Origin of the sequence: Streptomyces chromofuscus (assembly GCF_015160875.1) — a bacterium.
GTDB lineage: Bacteria > Actinomycetota > Actinomycetes > Streptomycetales > Streptomycetaceae > Streptomyces > Streptomyces chromofuscus.
In genome coordinates, this window is sequence record NZ_CP063374.1 from 2,747,414 (window position 1) to 2,768,301 (window position 20,888).

General features: G+C 71.7%; 20 protein-coding genes and 2 tRNA genes. 4 read left to right on the forward strand and 18 right to left on the reverse strand.

Annotation, left to right across the window (positions count from 1 at the left end; all coding sequences use genetic code 11):
- Positions 1-54 precede the first annotated feature (54 nt).
- The 3 genes from IPT68_RS12325 to leuS all read right to left on the reverse strand — a co-directional run bounded on the left by IPT68_RS12325 (position 55) and on the right by leuS (position 4,972).
- The gene (locus IPT68_RS12325; protein WP_189698380.1) at positions 55-900 is read right to left on the reverse strand and encodes a DegV family protein; all 846 of its coding nucleotides are present in this window, start codon (positions 898-900) and stop codon (positions 55-57) included.
- A 206-nt stretch (positions 901-1,106) separates the two neighbouring features.
- A complete protein-coding gene (locus IPT68_RS12330) occupies positions 1,107-1,841 on the reverse strand; it encodes a hypothetical protein (protein WP_189698381.1) in 735 nt (244 codons plus the stop codon).
- Positions 1,842-2,083: 242 nt separating this feature from the next.
- Complete coding sequence (gene leuS, locus IPT68_RS12335) at positions 2,084-4,972, reverse strand: leucine--tRNA ligase (RefSeq protein ID WP_189698382.1); 2,889 nt, start codon at positions 4,970-4,972, stop codon at positions 2,084-2,086.
- A 374-nt stretch (positions 4,973-5,346) separates the two neighbouring features.
- Between leuS and IPT68_RS12340 the strand changes: the two genes are divergently transcribed.
- Both IPT68_RS12340 and IPT68_RS12345 read left to right on the forward strand, forming a co-directional pair.
- A complete protein-coding gene (locus IPT68_RS12340) occupies positions 5,347-6,645 on the forward strand; it encodes a cytochrome b/b6 domain-containing protein (protein ID WP_189698383.1) in 1,299 nt (432 codons plus the stop codon).
- Entirely contained in the window at positions 6,642-8,249 is a 1,608-nt protein-coding gene (locus IPT68_RS12345; protein WP_189698384.1) for an NADH-quinone oxidoreductase subunit NuoF family protein, read from the forward strand. The genes IPT68_RS12340 and IPT68_RS12345 overlap by 4 nt, the downstream gene beginning before the upstream one ends.
- A gap of 121 nt (positions 8,250-8,370) precedes the next feature.
- On the opposite strand, the gene IPT68_RS12350 is transcribed toward IPT68_RS12345, so the two are convergent.
- A tRNA-Ala gene (locus IPT68_RS12350) sits at positions 8,371-8,443 on the reverse strand.
- A 148-nt stretch (positions 8,444-8,591) separates the two neighbouring features.
- Here IPT68_RS12350 and IPT68_RS12355 point away from each other — a divergent pair.
- Entirely contained in the window at positions 8,592-9,746 is a 1,155-nt protein-coding gene (locus IPT68_RS12355) for a glycosyltransferase 87 family protein (protein ID WP_189698499.1), read from the forward strand.
- Here IPT68_RS12355 and IPT68_RS12360 read toward each other — a convergent pair.
- From IPT68_RS12360 to IPT68_RS12400, 9 genes are all read right to left on the reverse strand, one after another.
- Positions 9,725-9,958: a hypothetical protein gene (locus IPT68_RS12360; RefSeq protein ID WP_019523121.1), complete on the reverse strand. Its 234-nt coding sequence runs from the start codon at positions 9,956-9,958 to the stop codon at positions 9,725-9,727. The genes IPT68_RS12355 and IPT68_RS12360 overlap by 22 nt on opposite strands.
- 3 nt (positions 9,959-9,961) lie before the next feature.
- Positions 9,962-10,138, reverse strand: coding sequence for a hypothetical protein (locus IPT68_RS12365; protein WP_189698385.1), 177 nt, complete (start codon positions 10,136-10,138; stop codon positions 9,962-9,964).
- A 202-nt stretch (positions 10,139-10,340) separates the two neighbouring features.
- Positions 10,341-10,413: transfer RNA gene (locus IPT68_RS12370), tRNA-Ala, on the reverse strand.
- A 118-nt stretch (positions 10,414-10,531) separates the two neighbouring features.
- Entirely contained in the window at positions 10,532-11,203 is a 672-nt protein-coding gene (locus tag IPT68_RS12375) for a histidine phosphatase family protein (protein WP_373300580.1), read from the reverse strand.
- Complete coding sequence (rsfS, locus tag IPT68_RS12380) at positions 11,200-11,646, reverse strand: ribosome silencing factor (RefSeq protein ID WP_189698386.1); 447 nt, start codon at positions 11,644-11,646, stop codon at positions 11,200-11,202. The genes IPT68_RS12375 and rsfS overlap by 4 nt, the downstream gene beginning before the upstream one ends.
- Positions 11,647-11,714: 68 nt before the next feature.
- Positions 11,715-13,382: an LCP family protein gene (locus tag IPT68_RS12385; RefSeq protein ID WP_189698387.1), complete on the reverse strand. Its 1,668-nt coding sequence runs from the start codon at positions 13,380-13,382 to the stop codon at positions 11,715-11,717.
- A 16-nt stretch (positions 13,383-13,398) separates the two neighbouring features.
- Positions 13,399-14,025, reverse strand: coding sequence for a nicotinate-nucleotide adenylyltransferase (gene nadD, locus IPT68_RS12390; RefSeq protein WP_189698388.1), 627 nt, complete (start codon positions 14,023-14,025; stop codon positions 13,399-13,401).
- 32 nt (positions 14,026-14,057) lie between these two features.
- Entirely contained in the window at positions 14,058-14,222 is a 165-nt protein-coding gene (locus IPT68_RS12395) for a hypothetical protein (RefSeq protein WP_189698389.1), read from the reverse strand.
- A 110-nt stretch (positions 14,223-14,332) separates the two neighbouring features.
- Complete coding sequence (locus IPT68_RS12400; protein ID WP_189698390.1) at positions 14,333-14,485, reverse strand: hypothetical protein; 153 nt, start codon at positions 14,483-14,485, stop codon at positions 14,333-14,335.
- 124 nt (positions 14,486-14,609) lie between these two features.
- Here IPT68_RS12400 and IPT68_RS12405 point away from each other — a divergent pair, with 124 nt between their 5' ends.
- Entirely contained in the window at positions 14,610-15,764 is a 1,155-nt protein-coding gene (locus tag IPT68_RS12405) for a M48 family metallopeptidase (protein ID WP_189698501.1), read from the forward strand.
- Positions 15,765-15,794: 30 nt separating this feature from the next.
- Here IPT68_RS12405 and IPT68_RS12410 read toward each other — a convergent pair whose 3' ends face one another.
- The 5 genes from IPT68_RS12410 to proB all read right to left on the reverse strand — a co-directional run bounded on the left by IPT68_RS12410 (position 15,795) and on the right by proB (position 20,800).
- Complete coding sequence (locus IPT68_RS12410; protein ID WP_189698391.1) at positions 15,795-16,865, reverse strand: SCO2583 family membrane protein; 1,071 nt, start codon at positions 16,863-16,865, stop codon at positions 15,795-15,797.
- 111 nt (positions 16,866-16,976) lie between these two features.
- Positions 16,977-17,549 carry an SCO2584 family spore wall biosynthesis protein gene (locus IPT68_RS12415; RefSeq protein ID WP_444545032.1) on the reverse strand — a complete coding sequence of 191 codons (573 nt, stop codon included), beginning with the start codon at positions 17,547-17,549 and terminating at the stop codon, positions 16,977-16,979.
- A 99-nt stretch (positions 17,550-17,648) separates the two neighbouring features.
- Positions 17,649-18,935 (reverse strand): glutamate-5-semialdehyde dehydrogenase, encoded by a 1,287-nt coding sequence (locus IPT68_RS12420; protein WP_189698393.1) that lies wholly within the window; start codon positions 18,933-18,935, stop codon positions 17,649-17,651.
- 71 nt (positions 18,936-19,006) lie between these two features.
- Positions 19,007-19,453: a hypothetical protein gene (locus IPT68_RS12425; RefSeq protein ID WP_373300583.1), complete on the reverse strand. Its 447-nt coding sequence runs from the start codon at positions 19,451-19,453 to the stop codon at positions 19,007-19,009.
- A gap of 240 nt (positions 19,454-19,693) precedes the next feature.
- Positions 19,694-20,800 (reverse strand): glutamate 5-kinase, encoded by a 1,107-nt coding sequence (gene proB, locus IPT68_RS12430; protein WP_189698503.1) that lies wholly within the window; start codon positions 20,798-20,800, stop codon positions 19,694-19,696.
- Between the last annotated feature and the right edge of the window lie 88 nt (positions 20,801-20,888).

Below are 20,888 nucleotides of genomic sequence, written 5' to 3' on the forward strand. Positions count from 1 at the left end.
TGAACAACGAGGGACACGGCGCCGCCCACCACGGCACCCCGACGAGCCAGGCCCTCACCGCGCCGAGACCACGACCCCCAGCAACCCGGGCCCCGTGTGCGCGCCGATCACGGCGCCCACCTCGCTCACGTGCAGATCCGCCAGCCCCGGCACCCGCCCCCGCACCCGGTCCGCCAGCGCCGACGCCCGGTCGGCCGCGGCCAGATGGTGCACCGCGATGTCCACCTGCCCGGTGCCCGCCCGGTCGGCCACGATCTCCTCCAGCCGGGCGATCGCCCTCGAGGCCGTCCGGACCTTCTCCAGAAGTTCGATGCGGCCCCCGTCCAGCTGCAGCAGCGGCTTCACGGCGAGGGCGGACCCGAAGAACGCCTGCGCGGTGCCGATCCGGCCGCCGCGCCGCAGGTAGTCGAGGGTGTCGACGTAGAAATAGGCCGAAGTGCCGGAAGCCCGCTTCTCCGCTGCGGTGACCGCCTCGTCGGCCGTGCCGCCCGCGTGCGCCACCTCGGCCGCGGACAGCGCGCAGAAGCCCAGCGCCATCGCGATCATCCCGGTGTCCACCACCCGTACCGGCACCGGTGCTTCGCGCGCGGCGAGGAGCGCCGCGTCGAACGTGCCCGACAACTCGGCCGACAGGTGCAGGGAGACGATGGCGGTGGCGCCGGACTCGGCGACCTTGCGGTAGGTGTCGGCGAACATCTGGGGGCTGGGGCGCGAGGTGGTGACGGGACGTCGCTTCTGCAGCGCCTGGGCCAGCGAACGGGTCGAGATCTCGGTGCCCTCTTCCAGCGCCCGGTCGCCGAGGACCACGGTCAGGGGGACCGCTGTGATGCCGTGGCGCTCCATCGTCCGGGGCGGCAGGTAGGCCGTTGAATCGGTGACGATCGCGACATGGCGGGACATGAGCTGGAGGTTACCCGTCGTGGCGCCCGGGCGGCAGCCCGGGCCTGTCACCTGCGCCGCACATGTGCGGACGAGGCGAGCGGAAACGCCGCACGACGACGCCCGGGCGACCGGGCGTGCGCCGCAAGCTCAGTCGTGTTCAGGTCGTCTCCAGGCCGTCCTCGAATCGTCCTCGGGTCGGCCTCGAATCCGGTCTCGCATCGTGTTCAGGTCGTGCTCTCCGGCCGGGGCTTCTTCTGCCAGGGGTACGTCGGACGCGGTCCGGGCGGGGTGATGGCGGGACGCGTCGGCTCCTCGGCGGTGCGTGACTGGGGGGTGTCCGGCCAGGTCTGCTGAGTGTTCGGCGCCTCGGTGGGCGGGGCGTCGGGCCACGGCGGCGGGGTCGCGTCGGAGTCCGACGTGGTCCAGTGCCGCAGGGCCCCGGTCTCCACGTCGATCTGCGCGCTCAGCGCGTCCAGGTCGTCGTCCGCGAAACGACCGGCCCGGTCCCGGGCCGCCCAGCGCAGTGATTCCGCCGATCGCGTGATGCGCTCGGTGCGGTCCCGCAGCTCGGGCAGCCGCTCGGCGAGCGTCGCGCGGTCCGGCTCGGACTCCAGGCGCCTGAGTTCGGCGTCCAGTTCGTGCCCGTGCGCGCTGAGCCGCTGGAACAGGCCGAGCGCCTCCTTCAGCGACTCGTCCTCGGCCACGCCGGCGTGCAGCGTGTCCTGCGTGGCACGCATCGACGTGCGCAGCTTCAGCCGCAGCTGGGCGATCTCTCCGACGGGGCCGGGTTGGGCGAAGGACTTGGCGCGCAGGGTGTGGTCCTCGACCGTGCGGCGGGCCTGCGTGATCGTGCGGTCCACGCCCCGCTTGGCGGCGCCGACCACCTTGACCGTGGCGTAGGCGCCCAGCCCCAGGAAGAGCACGAAGAGCAGGGCGAACACCATGATCACTGCTTCCACGACGCTCCTCCTCCGAGCCGACCGCGGCACACCCCGTGCCACTTCTCAACGGTAAACGCAACGGGCAGGCCCGGAGTTCCAGAAGAACCCCGAACCTGCCCGTAATGCACCGGTACCCGACCCGTAGGGGACGCCCCCGAGCCAACCCAGGTGATCCGGCCCGGCCGCCGCGCGGCCCGACGCCCACGCCGACGCCGACGCCCACGCCGACGCCTACGCCCGACGACGCTTGACGCCGACCCCTACGCCGGAACGATGTTCACCAGCTTCGGCGCCCGCACGATCATCTTCCGGATCGCGGCCCCGTCCAGCGCCGCGACGACCTTCTCGTCCGCCAGCGCCACCTTCTCCAGTTCCTCCTCGGAGATCGACGGCGACACCTCCAGCCGCGCCTTGACCTTGCCCTTGACCTGCACCACACAGGTCACGGTCTCGTCCACGACGTACGCCGGGTCGGCGACGGGGAAGTCCTGGTGGACGACCGACTCGGTGTGTCCCAGCCGCCGCCACAGCTCCTCGGCGATGTGCGGAGCCAGCGGCGCGACCATCAGGACCAGCGCCTCGGCGACCGGCCGCGGCACCGGGCCGCCCGCCTTGGTCAGGTGGTTGTTCAGCTCGGTGACCTTGGCGATCGCGGTGTTGAACCGCATGCCCTCCAGGTCCCCGCGCACCCCGTCGATCGCCTTGTGCAGCGCGCGCAGCGTCTCCTCGTCGATGTCGGCGGGGTCCGCGTCCACCACCGTGACCTCACCGGTGGCCTCGTCGACGATGTTGCGCCACAGCCGCTGCAGCAACCGGAACTGGCCCACCACCGCGCGCGTGTCCCACGGCCGGGACACGTCCAGCGGACCCATGGCCATCTCGTAGAGCCGCAGCGTGTCCGCCCCGTACTCGGCGCAGATCTCGTCCGGAGTGACCGCGTTCTTCAGGGACTTGCCCATCTTGCCCAGCAGCCGGGTGACCTGTTCGCCCTCGTAGTAGTACGCGCCGTCGCGCTCCTCCACCTCGGCGGCCGGCACCGCGATGCCGCGGCTGTCCCGGTAGACGTAGGCCTGGATCATGCCCTGGTTGAACAGCCGGTGGAACGGCTCGGCGGACGACACGTGCCCCAGGTCGTACAGCACCTTGGACCAGAAGCGCGCGTACAGCAGGTGCAGCACGGCGTGTTCGGCGCCGCCCACGTACAGGTCGACGCCGCCGTGCGGCTGGCCCTCGCGCGGCCCCATCCAGTACCGCTCGATCTCCGGGTCGACCAGCGCCTCGTCGTTGTGCGGGTCCAGGTAGCGCAGCTCGTACCAGCAGGAACCGGCCCAGTTGGGCATGGTGTTGGTCTCACGGCGGTACTTCTTCGGGCCGTCGCCCAGGTCCAGCGTGACGTTGACCCAGTCCTCGTTGCGCGACAGCGGCGTCTCGGGCTGGGTGTCGGCGTCGTCCGGGTCGAAGGTGCGCGGCGAGTAGTCCTCGACCTCCGGCAGTTCCAGCGGCAGCATCGACTCGGGCAGGGCGTGGGCGATGCCCTCCTCGTCGTACACGATCGGGAACGGCTCGCCCCAGTACCGCTGCCGGCTGAACAGCCAGTCGCGCAGCCGGAAGTTGACGGTGCCCTCGCCGATGCCCTTGCGCTCCAGCCACTCGGTGATGCGCGCCTTGGCCTCGGCGACCCCCAGGCCGTCCAGGGAGACGTCCTCGCCGGACGAGTTGACGATCTTCGCGTCGTACGAGGCGAAGGCGTCGTCCCACGTCGAGGGGTCGGTCCCCCGGTCGTCGGACGGCTCGACGACGCACCGCATCGGCAGCTCGAAGGCGCGGGCGAAGGCGAAGTCGCGGCTGTCGTGCGCCGGGACCGCCATGATCGCGCCGGTGCCGTAGCCCATCAGGACGTAGTCGGCGATGAAGACGGGGACTCGCTCGCCGTTGACCGGGTTGGTGGCGTACGCACCCGTGAAGACACCGGTCTTGTCCTTGGCCTCGGCCTGCCGCTCGACGTCGGACTTGGCGGCGGCCTGCGCACGGTATGCGGCGACGGCGTCGGCCGGCGTGCGGTGGCCGCCGGTCCACATCTGGTGGGTGCCCTCGGGCCACTGGGCCGGGGTGAACTTCTCCACCAGCGGGTGCTCGGGCGCCAGCACCATGTAGGTCGCGCCGAACAGGGTGTCCTGGCGGGTGGTGAAGACGGTGATGTGCTCGCCGTCGATCGGGAAGTCGACGCGGGCGCCCTCGGAGCGGCCGATCCAGTTGCGCTGCTGCAGCTTGATGGCCTCGGGCCAGTCCAGCGCCTCCAGGTCGTCCAGCAGCCGGTCCGCGTAGGCGGTGATCCGCATGTTCCACTGGCGCAGCTTGGCCTTGAAGACGGGGAAGTTGCCGCGTTCGGAGCGGCCGTCGGCGGTGACCTCCTCGTTGGCCAGGACGGTGCCCAGGCCGGGGCACCAGTTGACCGGCGCGTCGGAGGCGTAGGCCAGGCGGTACTCGCCCAGGACGTCGGCGCGCTCGGCGGCGCTCAGCTCGCTCCACGAGCGCCCGCCGGGCACCGCACGCTCACCGCTGTCGAACTGGGCGACCAGGTCGGCGATCGGGCGGGCCTTGCGCGCCTCGTCGTCGTACCAGGAGTTGAAGATCTGCAGGAAGATCCACTGGGTCCACTTGTAGTAGTCCGGGTCGATCGTGGCGAACGACCGGCGCTTGTCGTGGCCCAGGCCCAGCCGGCGCAGCTGGGCCTTCATGTTCTCCATGTTGGCCTCGGTGGACACGCGCGGGTGCGTGCCGGTCTGCACGGCGTACTGCTCGGCGGGCAGCCCGAAGGCGTCGAAACCCAGGGTGTGCAGGACGTTGTGCCCGGTCATGCGCTGGAAGCGGGCGAAGACGTCGGTGGCGATGTAGCCCAGCGGGTGGCCGACGTGCAGGCCCGCACCCGAGGGGTACGGGAACATGTCCATGATGAACTTCTTGGGGCGGGCCACGACCGCCGGGTCGCCCGCCAGGTCGCCCTTGGGGTTCGGCGCCGCGTAGGTGCCCTCGGCGTCCCAGAAGTCCTGCCAGCGTGCCTCGATCTCGGCTGCCATGGCGGCGGTGTAGCGGTGCGGCGCGGCATCCACCGACAGGCCAGTGGCGGCTGCGGGGTTCGTCTCGCTCATGATCCTCAAAGCTCCATCGATCGTCTCTGCCAGCGGCTGTGGTTCCTCGGAAACGAAAAATCCCCTCGCACAGGAGGGGACGCCGCGCCGACTCCGGCCACTCGACTCACCCGGTGGCCGGGACTGATCAGCGCGGCCCGCTAAGCAGAAGGCGTACGGCACGCATGGCGTCAGGGTACCGCAGCCGCCGACCGGGCCGCGACGGACTTGAACAAGGGTCAAGAGTTACTCGGCGTAACGGCCCCTAAGGGGCATCACGACAAGCGCACTGTCGTTTGATAACGACGCAATAACTCAAACGTCCTACCCATCGGTATGGGGCGACTTAGAGTGCGGCGCGGGACCGCTTTCCCGAACCGCTCGGAGTTGCCCCCATGAACCCTCGTCGCAGTACCAGCTCGTTCCCCCAGCCGGGCCGATCGGCCTATGGGGTCGCGACGGCTGTCGCCCTTGTGCTCATACCCGTGGCCGTGCTGGTCGGAGGTGACCAGTTCCGCGACTTCCTGGACTTCGGCGCCGGCGTCCTGTCCCTCGTCACCCTCTCCGGCTCGGTGCTGTGGGGCTTGTTCGCCCAGGACCGGGTCTTCCTCAACGCGCGTCAGCGGCTCGTCGGGCAGGCGGTGCACCGGACGCTGGCGGTCGCCTCGATCGCGTTCCTGCTGCTGCACGTCACCACGAAGCTCGTGCTCGACCACGTCGGCTTCCTGGCCGTGATCATCCCCTTCTCGCTCGGCGTGACCGGCAGCGCGGGACTGATCGGTCTCGGCTCGGCGGCCGGGCTGCTGATGATCTTCGTGGGACTCACCGGCGCCCTGCGCGGCGCCTTCGCCTCCCCGGCGCCGGTCGCCGCCCGCTGGCGGTCGATGCACACGCTGGCCTATCCGGCCTGGTGCGGAGCGCTGGTCCACGGTCTGTTCGCGGGCCGCGAGGCGAAGCCCGTCTTCGTGTTCCTGTACGGCCTGTCCCTGGTCGCGGTGATGGGCGCCCTCGCCCTGCGCGCGGCGCCCCGCCAGGTCAAACGCCGGATCGCCGACCGGGTCGCCGCGCTCGTCGGCACCGAGCAGCAGCCGGGCCGCGAGGACCTGGACGCGAGCCGCGCCCGGGTGCCCGGCGAGTCCGCGCTGCCGGGGTACGAGACGGCGCCGGCGGGCTACGAGAGGCGGCGCGCGGCGACGGTCTCCACGCCCCCCTCGTACCACCTGTCCGAGGACTCCGCACGCGCCTCCGCCGCGGAGACCACCGGCGGTTTCGCCGCCGCGTACCGTGCCGTCGGCCGCTCCCCGCGCCCCCAGCAGTCGTTCGCCGACCGGACCGCGCGCATGGACGTGCCGGACTTCCAGCCCACGGAGGCCCTCCCGCGCGTCGAGGGGCCGTCCGGCTCCTGGCCGATCCCGTCCCCGCCCCCGGTCGGCGAGGCGCCCCCGTCGGCGTACGACCCGCTCCAGGACACGGGATACAACATGCCGGCCTATGGCAATCCGGGCGCGTCCGGCTATGGATCGAGTGATGTGTACGACACCGGTGAGATGAACGCAGCCTTCGGCACGTACTACCCGGACGACACGTACAACAACAGCGGTCCCGCCACTGAATCACTGCCCGGTGCGTCCTACGACTTCGGCGCACCGGGTTCGGGCGAACCTTGGAACACGCCTTCCGGAGGCAATAGGTGAACGAGGCCCTGCCCGACGTCCCAGAAGTCCGCGTGGTCGGTCTTCCTCAGCTCACGTCGGGCTTCGACCTTGTCGAACGACTCGATCTGCCCATGCACCTGAAGGTGCACGGGCCGCTAGAACCGATGGGCGGCGAGCAGCTCGCGCAGCTCGCCGAACGCATCAACCTCAGGGGCCGCGGCGGCGCGGGGTTCCCCTTCCACAAGAAGCTGCGCTCGGTCGCCGAATCGGCGATCAAGCGCGGCATCCGGCCGGTCGTCGTCGTCAACGGCAGCGAGGACGAACCGGCCTGCCGCAAGGACACGGTGCTGATCAACCGCGCTCCGCACCTGATCCTGGACGGCGCCCTGCTGTGCGCGGAGGCGCTGGGTGCCCGCACGCTCGTGGTGGGGGTCACCCGCGAGTCCACGCAGCGCTCCATGGAGGCCGCGCTCGCCGAACGCGGCCTCAGCAACGGACGCCGCTCCGCCCTGCGTGCCCGCGTGCAGCGCAACCCGGTCCGCATGGTCACCGGCGCCGCCGCGTCGCTGGTCCGCTCGATCGACGGCGGCCCGGCGATCCCGTCCGGCCGCAAGATCAGCGCCTCGCAGAGCGGCGTCGGCGGCGCGCCCACCCTGCTGTCCAACGCCGAGACGTTCGCCCAGCTGGCCATCGCCGCCCGCATCGGCCCGGAGCGCTACGGCAACACCGGCCTGTACGACGAGCCGGGCACCGTCATGCTGACGGTCTCCGGCGCCGTCGCCCGCCCCATGGTCATCGAGGTGCCCACGGGCGTGCCCCTGCGGTACGTCCTGCAGCTGGCCGGCGCCCCGCCCGTCCCGCAGGGCGTGCTGACCGGCGGTTACCACGGCAAGTGGATCGACGCGGCGACGGTCGACGAGGCCATCGTCTCGCGCAACTCGCTGGACGCGGTGGGCGGTTCGCTGGGCGCCGGCGCGATCCTGCCGATCAGCCAGGAGACCTGCCCGCTGGGCGAGTCGCTGCGGGTCGCGCAGTGGCTGGCGGAAGAGAGCGCGGGCCAGTGCGGTCCCTGCTACCTCGGCCTGCCGGCCGCCGCGCGCGGCCTGGAGGACATTCTCAACGGCGGCGGTCCGGCCGCCCTGGAGGCCCTCAAGCAGGTCGCCAAGAACGTCAAGCGGCGCGGCGCGTGCTCGCACCCCGACGGCTCCGCGATGTTCCTGGAGTCGACCGTCAAGGCCTTCACGGACGACCTGGCCGCCCACGTCCTCGGCAACGGCTGCGGACGTCCCGTGGAGGGCGTGCTGCCGCTCTTCGAGGGCGGCAGGGCCCCGACGGGCATCCCCGGCGGCGCGGCCGAGGACAACGGCCCCAGCCGCCAGAAGATCTACGTCGACTGGACGCTGTGCCGGGGCCACGGCCTGTGCGCCGACATCCTCCCGGAGGTCTTCGAGCTCGGCGCCGACGGCTTCCCGACCGTCGCCCAGGCCCAGGTGCCGCGCTACGCGGAGGCCAAGGCGCTGCGCGCGGTCCGCCGCTGTCCGGCGCTCGCCCTGCGCATCGAGGAGCAGGCGGAGCGGGCGCCGTCCCGCAGCAACCTCCCGGTCCTCTCGCAGAGCCGCGGCCGCCGCGCCCTCGGCCGCTGACCGGACGCACCAAGGGCCGCCCGACCTCGGGCGGCCCTCGTCGTCAACGGCCCCAGGACGTCAACAGCCCTGGAAACAGAAGAATCCCGCCGGATCGAATCGACCCGGCGGGATCTGCTTGTGGAGCTAAGGAGAATTGAACTCCTGACCTCCTGCATGCCATGCAGGCGCTCTACCAACTGAGCTATAGCCCCTTGCGGTGTTCCGTCGGTTTCCCCGGCGGCGACGCCAACATTACACGGTGGACGGGGTGCTCCACCAAATCGTTTCCCTTCCGCGCCGATACGACCGATATGGTCGGCCCTCGTGACCGTGATCACGTCCACCGCAGTCCGTCACCGGATGCCCGTCGCCCTGAGCGCGTGCCTGCTGTCCTTCGCGGCGTTCTGGCTCGCCCAGCGGGCCGCGCACGTCTCGATGATCGACCTGATGGTGTACCGGGCCGAGGGCGCCGCCGTACGCGCGGGCGGCGACCTGTACGCCCTGCGCGCGACCGCCGCCCAACTGCCCGCCACCTACCCGCCCTTCGCCGCGGTGCTGTTCACCCCGCTCACGCTCCTCGACACGGGGTCGCTGCGCACCCTGGCCACCGCCGGGAACCTCGCCCTGCTGGTGGTGCTCGTGCGGCTCTCCCTGCGGCTGGCCGGGCACGCGCGCGTGGAGACCGTCTGGTGGGTCTCGGCGGTCGCCGTGTGGTGCGAGCCGGTGTGGACGACCCTGCGCTACGGCCAGGTCAACCTGGCGCTCGCCGTCCTCGTCCTGTGGGACCTTGCCCGACGTCCCGGAGACCGCTGGGCCGGTGTCGGCATCGGCCTCGCGGCGGCCGTGAAGCTGACCCCCGCGCTGTTCGCCGTCTTCCTGCTCGCCACCGCCGTCGTGGCGCGCGGACGACGGCGGCCGGGCCCGTGGCTGCGGCACGCGCGCGCGGCGGCCGGCAGTTTCGCCTGGGCGACGCTCATCGCGGCGGTCGTCCTGCCGTACGACTCCTGGCGGTTCTGGACCGACATGGTGTTCCGGACCGACCGGGCCGGGCACGCCGAGGAGACCGCCAACCAGGCGCTGCGCGGTGTCCTGGCCCGCCTGCTGCACACTCCCGACCCGGGCGCGCTCTGGCTCGCCACGGCGGCCCTCGCGGGCACGGCGGGGCTCGCGATGGCGGTGCGGGCGGAGTTGCGCGGGGAGCGGGCCTGGGCGGTGGTCTGCTGCGCGGTGACGGCGCTGCTCGTCAGCCCGGTGTCGTGGTCGCACCACTGGGTCTGGTGTGTACCGCTCGTGCTGCTCCTCGCGGCGCGCGGTCGGCGCACGGCCGCGGCGGGCACGCTCCTGGTGTTCTGCTCGTACGCCCTGTGGTGGGTGCCGCACACGCACGGCCGGCCCGAACTGCGCCAGAACCCGCTCGAGTTCGCGCTGTCGGGTCTCTACGCCGCCGTCGGCTGCCTCGTCCTGGTGCTCGCCGCGGCCGCCACGGGCAGGCGTCAGGCCGTCACGAACGAGTAGAACCGCTTGAGCGTGCAGTGCTCTTCGAGCAGCCGCCCGTAGATCGGCTCACCCTCCAGCTCGCGGTACGTCTCGATCGGGTCGCCTTTTATGATCAGCGCCCGTGCGCATTCCTCGCACCAGTACTGGTAGTCGGGGTTCAGCGGTTCCATGTCGCGGACGATCGGCGTCCCGCTGCCGCACCAGTCGCACTTCCGCCTGTGTGCACCCATCGATCAGCTCCAGCTGTGGCCGCAGGCCGTGCACACGTAGGAGATCCCGCCGTTGTCGCCGAGGACCTGGGCGACGTGCGCGGAGCCGCAGGAAGGGCAGCTGAGCCGGGTGGTGGTGTCCCGTATCAACGCCGCTTCGCCAAGGAGGTGGCCGACCTCCCCGAGGATGCTCGCAGGCATCGCTACTCCCTCCCGTCGGGCCGCGCCCCCTTCCGGCCGTTTGATTCTGCCACGGCCGGGCCAATACGGTCAGCGACGCCTTGGTACCAGTCCGGACACGGCAGGCAGGGCGTCCCCAGAGGTATACGCCTCCTGGGCCACGGCTGCTCAAACGCGTGACGACGAAAAATCCCGCCCCCCTGAGGGGGACGGGATTCGTCCGTGGAGCTAAGGAGAATTGAACTCCTGACCTCCTGCATGCCATGCAGGCGCTCTACCAACTGAGCTATAGCCCCTGGTCCCACACGGCCGGGCCGCATGGTCTTTCGCCCCGCTCGGCGGGGCGAACAAGAAGAACTTTAGCCTGCGACCTGCCGGAAAGTGAAATCCGGGTCCCGGCCGGGCCGGCGCCGCTCAGTCGTCGTCGCCGAGCACGGGCTCCGGGAGGGTGCCGGCGTTGTGCTCCAGCAGCCGCCAGCCTCGGGCGCCCTCCCCGAGGACGGACCAGCAGCAGTTGGAAAGGCCGCCGAGGCTCTCCCAGTGGCGGGCCTCCAGGCCGAGGAGGCGGCCGATGGTGGTGCGGATCGTGCCGCCGTGGCTGACGACGACCAGGGTGCCGTCGTCGGGCAGCTTGTCGGCGTGCCCGAGCACGATCGGGGCGGCCCGGTCGGCCACCTCGGACTCCAGCTCGCCGCCGCCGCGGCGCACCGGCTCGCCGCGCTTCCACGCGGCGTACTCGTCGCCGTACCGGGCGATGATCTCCTCGTGCGTCAGGCCCTGCCAGACGCCCGCGTACGTCTCCCTCAGGCCCTCCGCGCGACTGACCTCCAGGCCGGTGAGCGCGGCCAGCTCGGCGGCCGTGTTCGCGGCGCGCTCGAGGTCGGAGGAGACGATCGCGTCGGGCTTGAGGGAGGCGAGCAGCCGGGCGGCCCGGCGGGCCTGGGCGACGCCGGTCTCGCTCAGCTCGACGTCGGTGGTGCCCTGGAAGCGACGCTCCACGTTCCAGGAGGTCTGCCCGTGCCGCCACAGGATGATCCGGCGGCCCCGGCCCTGCCTGGCGGCGGTCACCTCACCGGTGGCGCTCACCGCCAGTCACCGCCCGTCTCGGCGGCCTCCTCGGCGGCCTGCAGCCTGGCGTGCTCCTCGCCCTTGCCGCGGGTGGCCTTGGCGTCGGCGGGCAGCTCGATCTCGGGGCAGTCCTTCCACAGCCGCTCCAGGGCGTAGAAGACGCGTTCCTCGCTGTGCTGCACGTGCACGACGATGTCGACGTAGTCGAGCAGGATCCAGCGGGAGTCGCGGTCGCCCTCACGGCGCACCGGCTTGGCGCCGAGTTCCTTCAGGAGCCGTTCCTCGATCTCGTCGACGATCGACTTGACCTGGCGGTCGTTGGGCGCGGACGCCAGCAGGAAGGCGTCCGTGATCGACAGCACATCGCTCACGTCGTAGGCGATGACGTCGTGCGCGAGCTTGTCGGCGGCCGCCTGGGCGGCGGTGGTGATGAGCTCGAGAGAACGGTCTGTTGCGGTCACTACATGGCTTTCCGTCGGCGGTCACTTGTCCACAAGGGTCTCACGGACCGCCGACGGAGCCCGACGCATTACCCGGCGGAGGCCGGCTCGTAGTCCTGGCCGAGGATCACGGAGACGTTCGCGTTGGACGACACCTCGCCCTTCGTGACGGCGCTGTCGGGCAGTCCCAGGGTCTTGGCGACCTCGGTGGCGTTCTCCTTGTCGGCGGCGTCCGCGTAGGTGACCTTGGACGCCGGCTGGGCGCCGCTCGCGGTGCCGGCCTCCAGGAAGGTGAAGCCGCCGTTGAGGAGGACCACACGGGCCTTCTCCGTGTTGTCCTTCACGCCGCTGGCGTTCTGCACCGAGACCCGGACGGCCGCGTCCTGGTCGGGGCTCTTCGCGGTGCCGCCGAGGACGTCCTTGACCACGCTGTCGCTCGCCTCGGCGCTGAGGGTGCCGTCGTCCTGGACGGGCAGCAGGGCGGTCTTGTGGTCGCCGCTCTTGGCGAGGTCGGACAGCTTGGCCAGGAAGGTGCCGAGGTCCTTGTCGGTGAGCGACGGGTCGAGGATCTGGGCCAGCGTCTGCACCGTGGTCGTGGCGGCCTGCGGGTCGGACGACATCTTGCGCAGCACGCCCTGCATGACCTGCCCGAACCGCTCCAGCTGGGCGTTCTGGGCCTCCCCCTGGGCGCGGTACGTGGCGTAGGCGACCGCCATCTTCCCGCTCAGGGTCTGGCGCTCGCCCTTGCTCACCAGGGGCGCCTCGCCCTTCTTCTTGGCGGCGGGGTCGGGCACGTCGGTGTCCGTGTCGACCTCGATGTTGCCGACGAGGTCGACGAGGTTCTGCAGGTAGGGGGTGTCCAGACGCCAGGTGCCCTGGATGGACGTGCCGAGGACGGTGTCCAGGGCCTCGCGGGTGCCGGAGGAGCCGTCGTCCTCGACCGACTTGGCCAGCGTCGTCGTGCCGTCGTCGCCGGACAGGGCGAGCGAGTTGGGCAGCAGGACGGTGGTGCCCTGCTCGGTGGTCGTGTTGTCGACGAGCAGCGCCGTGGTGGTGCCGCCCTTCTTGGTGTCGTGCAGGTGGACGACGATCACGTCCCGCTGCTGCGCGGCCGCGGACGTCGTACCGCCCTTCGTGTCCTCGGAGCCGGACACACCGGGCAGCTTCCCGGCGTACCAGAGGTAACCCACCCCACCGGCCGCGACCAGCGCAAGGACGACGACGAGGGCGACCAGGCGGCTGCGGGCGCGGCGCTTGGCCTCCTCGCGGCGCTCGGTGCGGTTCTCGGTGAACTTCAGCCAGTCGATGACGTCCTCGGAGTCCTGGTCGGGCTCCTCGACGAAGGCGAACTGTTCCGTCCGGTAGTCCCGGTCCTCGTGGCCGCCCCCGGCGCCCCGGGTGTCCCCGAAGGGGTCCTGGCGCTGCTCGGGGCGCGCCTGCTGCGGGATGTACGCGGTCTGCTCGGCGACGCGCGGCTGCTGACCGCCGGCGGCGGTCCGGCCGTAGGGGTCGTGGCCCGTGTCGTACGGGGGCACGGGCGGCTGCTGACCGGTCCCGTAGGGGTCGTACGGGGGCACCGGCTGCTGCCGGCCGGTGTCGTACGGGTCGTACCCGTAGCCCTGCTGCTGCGCGTAGGGGTCGTACGGCTGCTGGGCCGGGACCTGCCGGTACACGGGCCGGCCGTACTCGTCGTAGCCGACGAGTTCGTACTGGTCGGCGCCGTACCCTGCGGCCCCCGCGTCGTATCGGTCGTTCACCGGTGCCCCTCTCGGCTCACTCGCCGCGGTACAGCTGTCGCTTGGCGATGTAGCGCACGACTCCGTCGGGCACCAGATACCAGACGGGGTCGCCCTTGGCGACTCTCGCACGGCAGTCCGTGGAGGAGATGGCGAGGGCGGGAACCTCCACCAACGAGACACCGCCCTCCGGGAGCCCCGCGTCGGTCAGGTGGTGGCCCGGGCGGGTGACCCCGATGAAGTGTGCCAGGGAGAACAGTTCCTCGCTGTCCCGCCAGGTCAGGATCTGGGCCAGGGCGTCGGCGCCGGTGATGAAGAACAGGTCCGTGTCGGGGTTGAGGGCCCGCAGGTCACGCAGGGTGTCAACGGTGTAGGTGGGGCCACCGCGGTCGATGTCGATACGGCTCACCGAGAACTGCGGGTTCTCGGCGGTCGCGATGACCGTCATCAGGTAGCGGTCCTCGGCCGCGGAGACGCTGCTGTCGCTCTTCTGCCACGGCTGCCCGGTCGGCACGAACACCACCTCGTCCAGGTGGAACTGGGCGGCGACCTCGCTGGCCGCCACCAGGTGCCCGTGGTGGATCGGGTCGAACGTCCCGCCCATGACGCCGAGACGGCGCTTGGCCGAGGTCGACGGGCCGGTAGGCATGTCCTGCTCTCCCATGCGTGCAGACCCTACCGGCCCGGACCGTGGAGTCAGCGGTCGCGGTTGAACCGGGTGGTGATCCACAGCAGCACCATCAGGGCGATGAACGCGCCACCGCCGGTGAGCAGGGGGTTGAGGCTCTCGTGGTTGCCGCCGTGCTCCTGGCCCTCGGAGGCGAGGGTGACCAACTGGGCAGCGGCGCTGTGGAAGCTCATCTTCGGCAGGACCTATCGCGTGTGGGCGGGATAAAGACGTCGGCTCATCGTAAGCGGGCGCCTCCGCCGCGCTCACGCCGACTCCGCCGTCGAGCAACCTTCCCGGGCCCTCAGTCGTCCTTCCGCCTGTACCCCCGCAGCAGGAACCATCCCGTCAGCACACAGCCGACGACCATCACGATCAGTACGACCCGGAGGAGGTTCCCCGCCCCCTGCTGTTGTGCGGCGGCGGCGATCCAGCCGATCGCGGCGTCGTGCTCCATGGTGCGGGACTCCTTCGCTGTACTGCCCGTCCACGGTATCTCCGCCTAGGCTGGGCCTTGCTCCGGGGACGTACAAGAATGCGCAAAAGGCACACCAGGCACACCGACGCACATGGGGGACCACATGTCCGACGACGGCCACCAGCAGGACGGGCTCGGCAGCGTGCCGAGCAGGCGGCGCAGGCGCTTCCCGGAGATCTCCTCGCGTGCCTACGAGCACCCCGCGGACCGCTCCGCCCTGGTCGCGCTGCGCAAGCTGAGCGGCTTCGACACGGTCTTCAAGGCCCTCAGCGGCCTGCTGCCCGAGCGGAGCCTGAGGCTGCTGTTCCTGTCCGACTCGGTGCGCGTCTCGGACCGGCAGTTCGCCCACCTCAACGACATGCTGCGGGACGCCTGTTACATCCTGGACCTGGAGAAGGTCCCGCCGATGTACGTCAACCAGGACCCGCAGCCCAACGCGATGTGCATCGGACTGGACGAGCCGATCATCGTCGTGACCACGGGGCTCGTCGAGCTGCTCGACGAGGAGGAGATGCGGGCGGTGATCGGGCACGAGGTCGGCCACGCCCTGTCCGGACACTCCGTGTACCGCACGATCCTGCTGTTCCTGACCACCCTCGCCCTCCGGGTCGCCTGGATCCCGCTCGGCAATGTCGCGATCATGGCGCTGGTGACCGCGCTGCGCGAGTGGTTCCGCAAGTCCGAGCTGTCCGCGGACCGTGCCGGCCTGCTGGTCGGGCAGGACCTCCAGGCCTCGATGCGCGGCCTGATGAAGCTCGCCGGCGGCAACCACCTGCACGAGATGAACGTGGACGCGTTCCTGGAACAGGCCGAGGAGTACGAGGCGGGCGGCGATCTGCGCGACTCCGTGCTGAAGATCCTCAACACGCTGCCCCGCAGCCACCCCTTCACCACCGTGCGCGCGGCCGAGCTGAAGAAGTGGGCGGCCACCCGCGACCACCAGCGGATCATGGACGGCCACTACCCGCGGCGCGGCGAGGACAAGGACACCTCGGTCACCGACTCCTTCCGCCAGTCGGCGTCCAGCTACGCGGGGCATGTGCGCGGCAGCAAGGACCCGCTGATGAAGCTCGTGACGGACCTCGCGGACGGCGCGGGGGACCTGGGCAGCCGGATGCGACGGGGTTTCGGCGGCTTCACGGGCGGCGGCTTCGCGGGCGGCGGCACCGGTTCCACGGGCTCGTCGGGCTCCACGGGCACCGAGGATCCCAACGGCTCGGGCTCCACGCCGAAGGAAGGGCCGCGCGGCGAGGACTGACGCCCTGCACACCCTGAGCACCGGCCCCGTTCACGCCTTCGGCTGAGCGCTGTCCGCCAGGGTCCCGCACAGCGCCGCCGTGCCCTGCGGGGCGTACGGGTCGGTCCCGGCGGGGCCGCCCGCCTTGGGGGTCTGGCCGGCGAGCAGCGGGCGCAGGTGGTTGGTGGCGTCGTCGGCACAGGACAGCGGCCCCGCCTGGAGGGACGAGCCGACCAGCTCGGCCTGGTGCAGCCGCAGGTCGTCGCGGTCGAAGCGGAAGTGCAGCTCACGCCGGACGGTGAACAGGGACGCCTCGGCCCGGTCGTCGGCCCCGGCCGGTCGCAGGGCGTACACGAACGTGTGGTCCGTGGTGACCTCCAGGGTGGACGCGTCGGACTCGGCGACCTCCAGCGAGCCCTGCACCCGGATCCCGCGGTCGGCCAGCTCGGCCCGGCTCGGGTCGAAGCGCACCAGCCAGCCGGTGGGGGCGTGCCGCCCGTCGGCGGTCGGCTGCGCGAAGCCCCGGTCGAACTGGTCGAGTTGCTCGGGGTCGAGCAGCACGCGCACGGGCCTGGTCTGCCCGCCGGTGAGCACGTCGGGGTAGAGCGAGGAGCGGACCAGGTAGTCCTTGGCGGTGGTCAGGGCGGTGACGACCTGGGCGTCCGAGAAGTTCGCGGTGCGCCGGGCGGCCGGCAGAGCGATGCCCTCGGCGCCGACGCGGAACTGGGTGGCGGGACTGTCGGCGTACAGCCGCTCGGGGTCGGTGGCGCCGGGGACCTTGCCGTGCGGGGCGAGCGGGATGACGGTCATCCGCAGCAGCGGGACGGGCTGGCGGGCCTGCGGGGTCTGGTACGGGTGCCGTACGCCCATGTAGATGGCGGTGCCGAAGGCGATCGCGATCAGCAGGACCAGGAACAGCGCCTGCTTGGACAGGCCCCGGCGCAGCGGCGGGCGGCTGCGTACGGCGGGCGCGTGGTCGGCCAGGCGCTCCTGCGCGGAGAACTCCTGAAGGCGGGCAGCACGGACGAACGATTCGTCGAACACGACGGATCGGTATTCGTCCTCCGCACCGTTGGGGGCGCCGTCCGGGGTCCCCTCAGGTGGGTCTCCAGGCCCGCCCATATCTTCAGAGTAGGTCTGCGCAAGCTCCGGTAAACGCTCCGTTGGGCGACAAGTTCTGACAGGTACTCACCAGGTTCACGAGCTTCGCATCAGGCGGCTGGAATGGGCCGTTCAGGGGGTGCGCGGCACCGCCGAGACGGCCGGCTGGGAGTAGTCGGCGGACGCGGAGGGCGCCGCCGAGGTGCCGTGCTCCAAGCCGGTCGAGGCGGGCGGCGGGACCGGGTCCTCGCGCTGGGACGAGGCGCCCCGGTAGACGGCGGCGAAGGCCAGCGCGACCATGCCGACACCCATCACCAGGGCGAGCAGCCAGGCCACCGGGCGGTGCCAGCGGACCTGCTTTCCGTACGGCCCCGGGGTGTCGTCACGGTGGTCGAGGACGTCGAGGTCGTCCAGGTCGAGGTCCGGGTCGTGACCGAAGCCGCCGGGGTCGTCGGGGCCGTACCCGTCGTCGTACCGGTCGCCTCTGCCGTGCGCCCGGCGGGCCTCCGCCTCGGAAGCCTCGGCTCTGGCCTGCGCGGCGGCCAGGAGGCGTTCGACGGCGGTCGGCTCGTGCACCACGGCCGCCCGTACGAAGGCCTCGTCGAAGACCACGGAGGCGAACTCTTCGTCCGACACCCCGCGGTCGTGGTCGTCGTCGGGCTCCCAGCCGTCAGGGAACGGCGTACCCCCCACGTCCTCCGGCACGGATCCAGAGTAGACCTGGGGGGTCAATTTGGGCAGACGGTATGGAAATTCATCCGTCTGCTGAGACGCCCCCGGCCGCGCGCGCCGGGGGCGTGCGCCTCAGCGCCGTACGTGCCCGTCCCCGGTCACGATGTACTTCGTGCTGGTCAGCTCGGGCAGCCCCATCGGCCCGCGGGCGTGCAGCTTCTGGGTGGAGATGCCGATCTCGGCGCCGAAGCCGAACTGGCCGCCGTCCGTGAACCGGGTGGAGGCGTTCACCGCGACGGTCGTGGAGTCGACCAGCTGGGTGAAACGGCGGGCGGCCTGCTGGGAGGTCGTCACGATGGCCTCGGTGTGGCCGGAGGTCCACAGCCGGATGTGCTCGACGGCCTTGTCCAGCGAGTCCACCACGGCGGCGGCGATGTCGTGGGACAGGTACTCCGTCTCCCAGTCCTCCGCCGTGGCCTCGACGACGGTCGCCTTGGTGTCCCCGGCGTACGCCATCACCCGCTCGTCGGCGTGCACGGTCACCCCGGCCTCCGCGAGGGCGTCGAGGGCGCGCGGCAGGAAGCGGTCGGCGATGTCCTGGTGCACCAGCAGCGTCTCGGCGGCGTTGCAGACGCTGACCCGCTGGGCCTTGCTGTTGATCAGGATCTCGATCGCCGTGTCGAGGTCGGCGTGGGCGTCGACGTAGACGTGGCAGTTGCCGGTGCCGGTCTCGATCACCGGGACCGTGGACTCCTGGACGACCGTCCGGATCAGCGAGGCCCCGCCGCGCGGGATCAGTACGTCGACCAGGCCCCGGGCGCGCATCAGCTCGCGCACGCTCTCCCGGCTCTCGCCGGGGACCAGCTGCACGGCGTCGGCGGGCAGCCCGGCGCCGCCGACGGCGTCGCGGATCACCCGGACGAGGGCGGTGTTCGACTCGTACGCGGAGGCCGAGCCGCGCAGCAGCACGGCGTTGCCGGACTTCAGGCAGAGCGCGGCGGCGTCGACGGTGACGTTCGGGCGGGCCTCGTAGATGATCCCGACGACACCCAGCGGGACACGGACCTGGCGCAGGTCGATGCCGTTGGGCAGGGTGGAGCCGCGCACCACCTCGCCGACCGGGTCGGGCAGCGCGACCACGTCGCGCACGTCGGAGGCGATGGCCCGGACCCGCTCCGGGGTGAGGGTCAGCCGGTCGACGATGGCCTCGCTGGTGCCGGCCTCGCGGGCCTTGGCCACGTCCTTGGCGTTGGCCTCCACGATCTCGCTCGTGCGGACCTCCAGCGCGTCCGCGATGGCGAGCAGCGCGTCGTCCTTCACGGCCCGCGGCAGCGGCGCGAGGTCGGCGGCGGCGGCCTTGGCACGGTAGGCGGCCTGGGTGACCGGGGTCATGGAGTCGTACGGCGAGAGCGTGGTCATGGGGGAAGGGTAGTGCGCCGCCCGGTCCGGTCCACCGGTCATCCCAAACCGCGAGACACCCCGCAAGGCTCTCAAAAGGGGTGTACGCCCACCGGTGACGCGGGTGGCGGGCCGTAGCCCTCGGAGACGCGCTGGTGGTAGGTGGCCCGGTCGATGACCTCCAGGCCGACGATCTCCCAGGGCGGCAGCCCGGCGGTCTGCCGGTGCTCGCCCCACAGCCGCAGCGCGACGGCCGCCGCGTCGTGCAGGTCGCGGGCCTCCTCCCAGTACCGGATCTCCGCGTGGTCGTCGGCATACCTGCTGGTCAGCAGGAAAGGGTGGTCGTTGGCGAGTTGTTCCAGGGCGCGCCGGACCTCCTTCAGCGGGGCCGCCTCGCCGGAGACGCTGAGGGTGATGTGCCACAGCCGGGGCAGGTCCGCGGGCTCCTCGGCCGGGTAGCGGTCGCCGGCGGCGACGCTGGTGAGGGTGCGCTCCGTACCTGCCGCGCGGGACGCTGCCCCAGGGCGCACTCGTCTCACGGCGGCCTCCTTCAATGCAGTGCCAGTACGTGCCCTTGGGACAAAGTTGAGCAGGCCACCGGGTGATCGCGGGGCGGTTTTGCGGAACGTCCACCTCAGGGCGGTGGCTTTTGCGGGGCGTTCCCCCCGTTTTCGTCCGCCCGCAACGTTGTCACGGTGGCGCGGGGTGCGCCGGGGTGCTCGACGACGTGGTCTCGGCGGCGGGGTGCTCGACGACGTGGTCTCGGCCGCGCGGTTGGCTCAGTCGTGCAGGATCACCAGATCGTCCCGGTGGACGACTTCGCGCTCGTACGCCGGGCCGAGTTCGCGTGCCAGCTCCCGTGTGGAGCGGCCGATCAGCCGCGGGATCTCCTTGGCGTCGAAGTTGACCAGCCCGCGCGCGACGGCGTGCCCGCTGCCGTCGCGCAGTTCGACCGGGTCGCCCGCGCTGAACTCGCCCTCGACGGCGGCGATCCCGGCCGGCAGCAGGGACGTGCGCCGGTCCACGACGGCGCGCACGGCGCCGTCGTCCAGCGTCAACGCGCCCTGCGGAGCGGAGGCGTGCTGGAGCCACAGCAGCCGGTCGGCGGAGCGCTTGCCGGTGGGGTGGAAGTACGTGCCGGTGTCCTGGCCGGTCAGCGCGTCGGCGGCGTGGGTGGCGCTGGTGAGGACGACGGGGATGCCGGCGGCGGCGGCGATCCGGGCGGCCTCGACCTTGGTGACCATGCCGCCGGTGCCGACGCCGGCCTTGCCGGCGCTGCCGATCTCCACGCCGGAGAGGTCGGCGGGGCCCCGCACCTGCGCGATCCGCGAGGTGCCGGGCTTGCTGGGGTCGCCGTCGTACACGCCGTCCACGTCGGAGAGCAGGACCAGCAGGTCGGCGCGGACGAGATGGGCGACGAGCGCGGCGAGCCGGTCGTTGTCGCCGAAGCGGATCTCGTCGGTGGCGACGGTGTCGTTCTCGTTGACGATCGGGAAGGCGCCCATCGCGAGCAGCTTGTCGAGGGTGCGCGAGGCGTTGCGGTGGTGGGCGCGGCGGCTCATGTCGTCGGAGGTGAGCAGCACCTGGCCGACGCGGGCGCCGTAGCGCGCGAAGGAGGCGGTGTAGCGGGCGACCAGCAGGCCCTGGCCGACGCTGGCGGCGGCCTGCTGGCGGGCGAGGTCCTTGGGCCGGCGGCGCAGGCCCAGCGGGGCGAGTCCGGCGGCGATGGCGCCCGAGGAGACCAGCACGATCTCCCTCTCACCGCCGCTGCGGACCTTGGCGAGGACGTCGACGAGCGCGTCGACCCGGTCGGCGTCCAGCCCTCCGGAGGCGGTGGTCAGCGACGAGGAGCCCACCTTGACGACGATCCTGCGAGCCTCGTGCACGGCCTGCCTTGCCCCTGCCACCTTGCTGTCTGTCCCCTCGCGTAGGTACGGCTGCCCCGAAACCGCAATCTACGCGAAGCGGGTCGCC

Bases quoted from the DNA above. Each gene is read 5' to 3' on its own strand.
- IPT68_RS12325 (WP_189698380.1), bottom strand. From the start codon at position 900: ATGTCCCGCCATGTCGCGATCGTCACCGATTCAACGGCCTACCTGCCG.
- leuS (WP_189698382.1), bottom strand. From the start codon at position 4,972: ATGAGCGAGACGAACCCCGCAGCCGCCACTGGCCTGTCGGTGGATGCC.
- IPT68_RS12340 (WP_189698383.1), top strand. From the start codon at position 5,347: ATGAACCCTCGTCGCAGTACCAGCTCGTTCCCCCAGCCGGGCCGATCG.
- IPT68_RS12355 (WP_189698499.1), top strand. From the start codon at position 8,592: ATGCCCGTCGCCCTGAGCGCGTGCCTGCTGTCCTTCGCGGCGTTCTGG.
- IPT68_RS12360 (WP_019523121.1), bottom strand. From the start codon at position 9,958: ATGGGTGCACACAGGCGGAAGTGCGACTGGTGCGGCAGCGGGACGCCG.
- IPT68_RS12365 (WP_189698385.1), bottom strand. From the start codon at position 10,138: ATGCCTGCGAGCATCCTCGGGGAGGTCGGCCACCTCCTTGGCGAAGCG.
- nadD (WP_189698388.1), bottom strand. From the start codon at position 14,025: ATGGGAGAGCAGGACATGCCTACCGGCCCGTCGACCTCGGCCAAGCGC.
- IPT68_RS12395 (WP_189698389.1), bottom strand. From the start codon at position 14,222: ATGAGCTTCCACAGCGCCGCTGCCCAGTTGGTCACCCTCGCCTCCGAG.
- IPT68_RS12400 (WP_189698390.1), bottom strand. From the start codon at position 14,485: ATGGAGCACGACGCCGCGATCGGCTGGATCGCCGCCGCCGCACAACAG.
- IPT68_RS12405 (WP_189698501.1), top strand. From the start codon at position 14,610: ATGTCCGACGACGGCCACCAGCAGGACGGGCTCGGCAGCGTGCCGAGC.
- IPT68_RS12410 (WP_189698391.1), bottom strand. From the start codon at position 16,865: ATGGGCGGGCCTGGAGACCCACCTGAGGGGACCCCGGACGGCGCCCCC.
- IPT68_RS12420 (WP_189698393.1), bottom strand. From the start codon at position 18,935: ATGACCACGCTCTCGCCGTACGACTCCATGACCCCGGTCACCCAGGCC.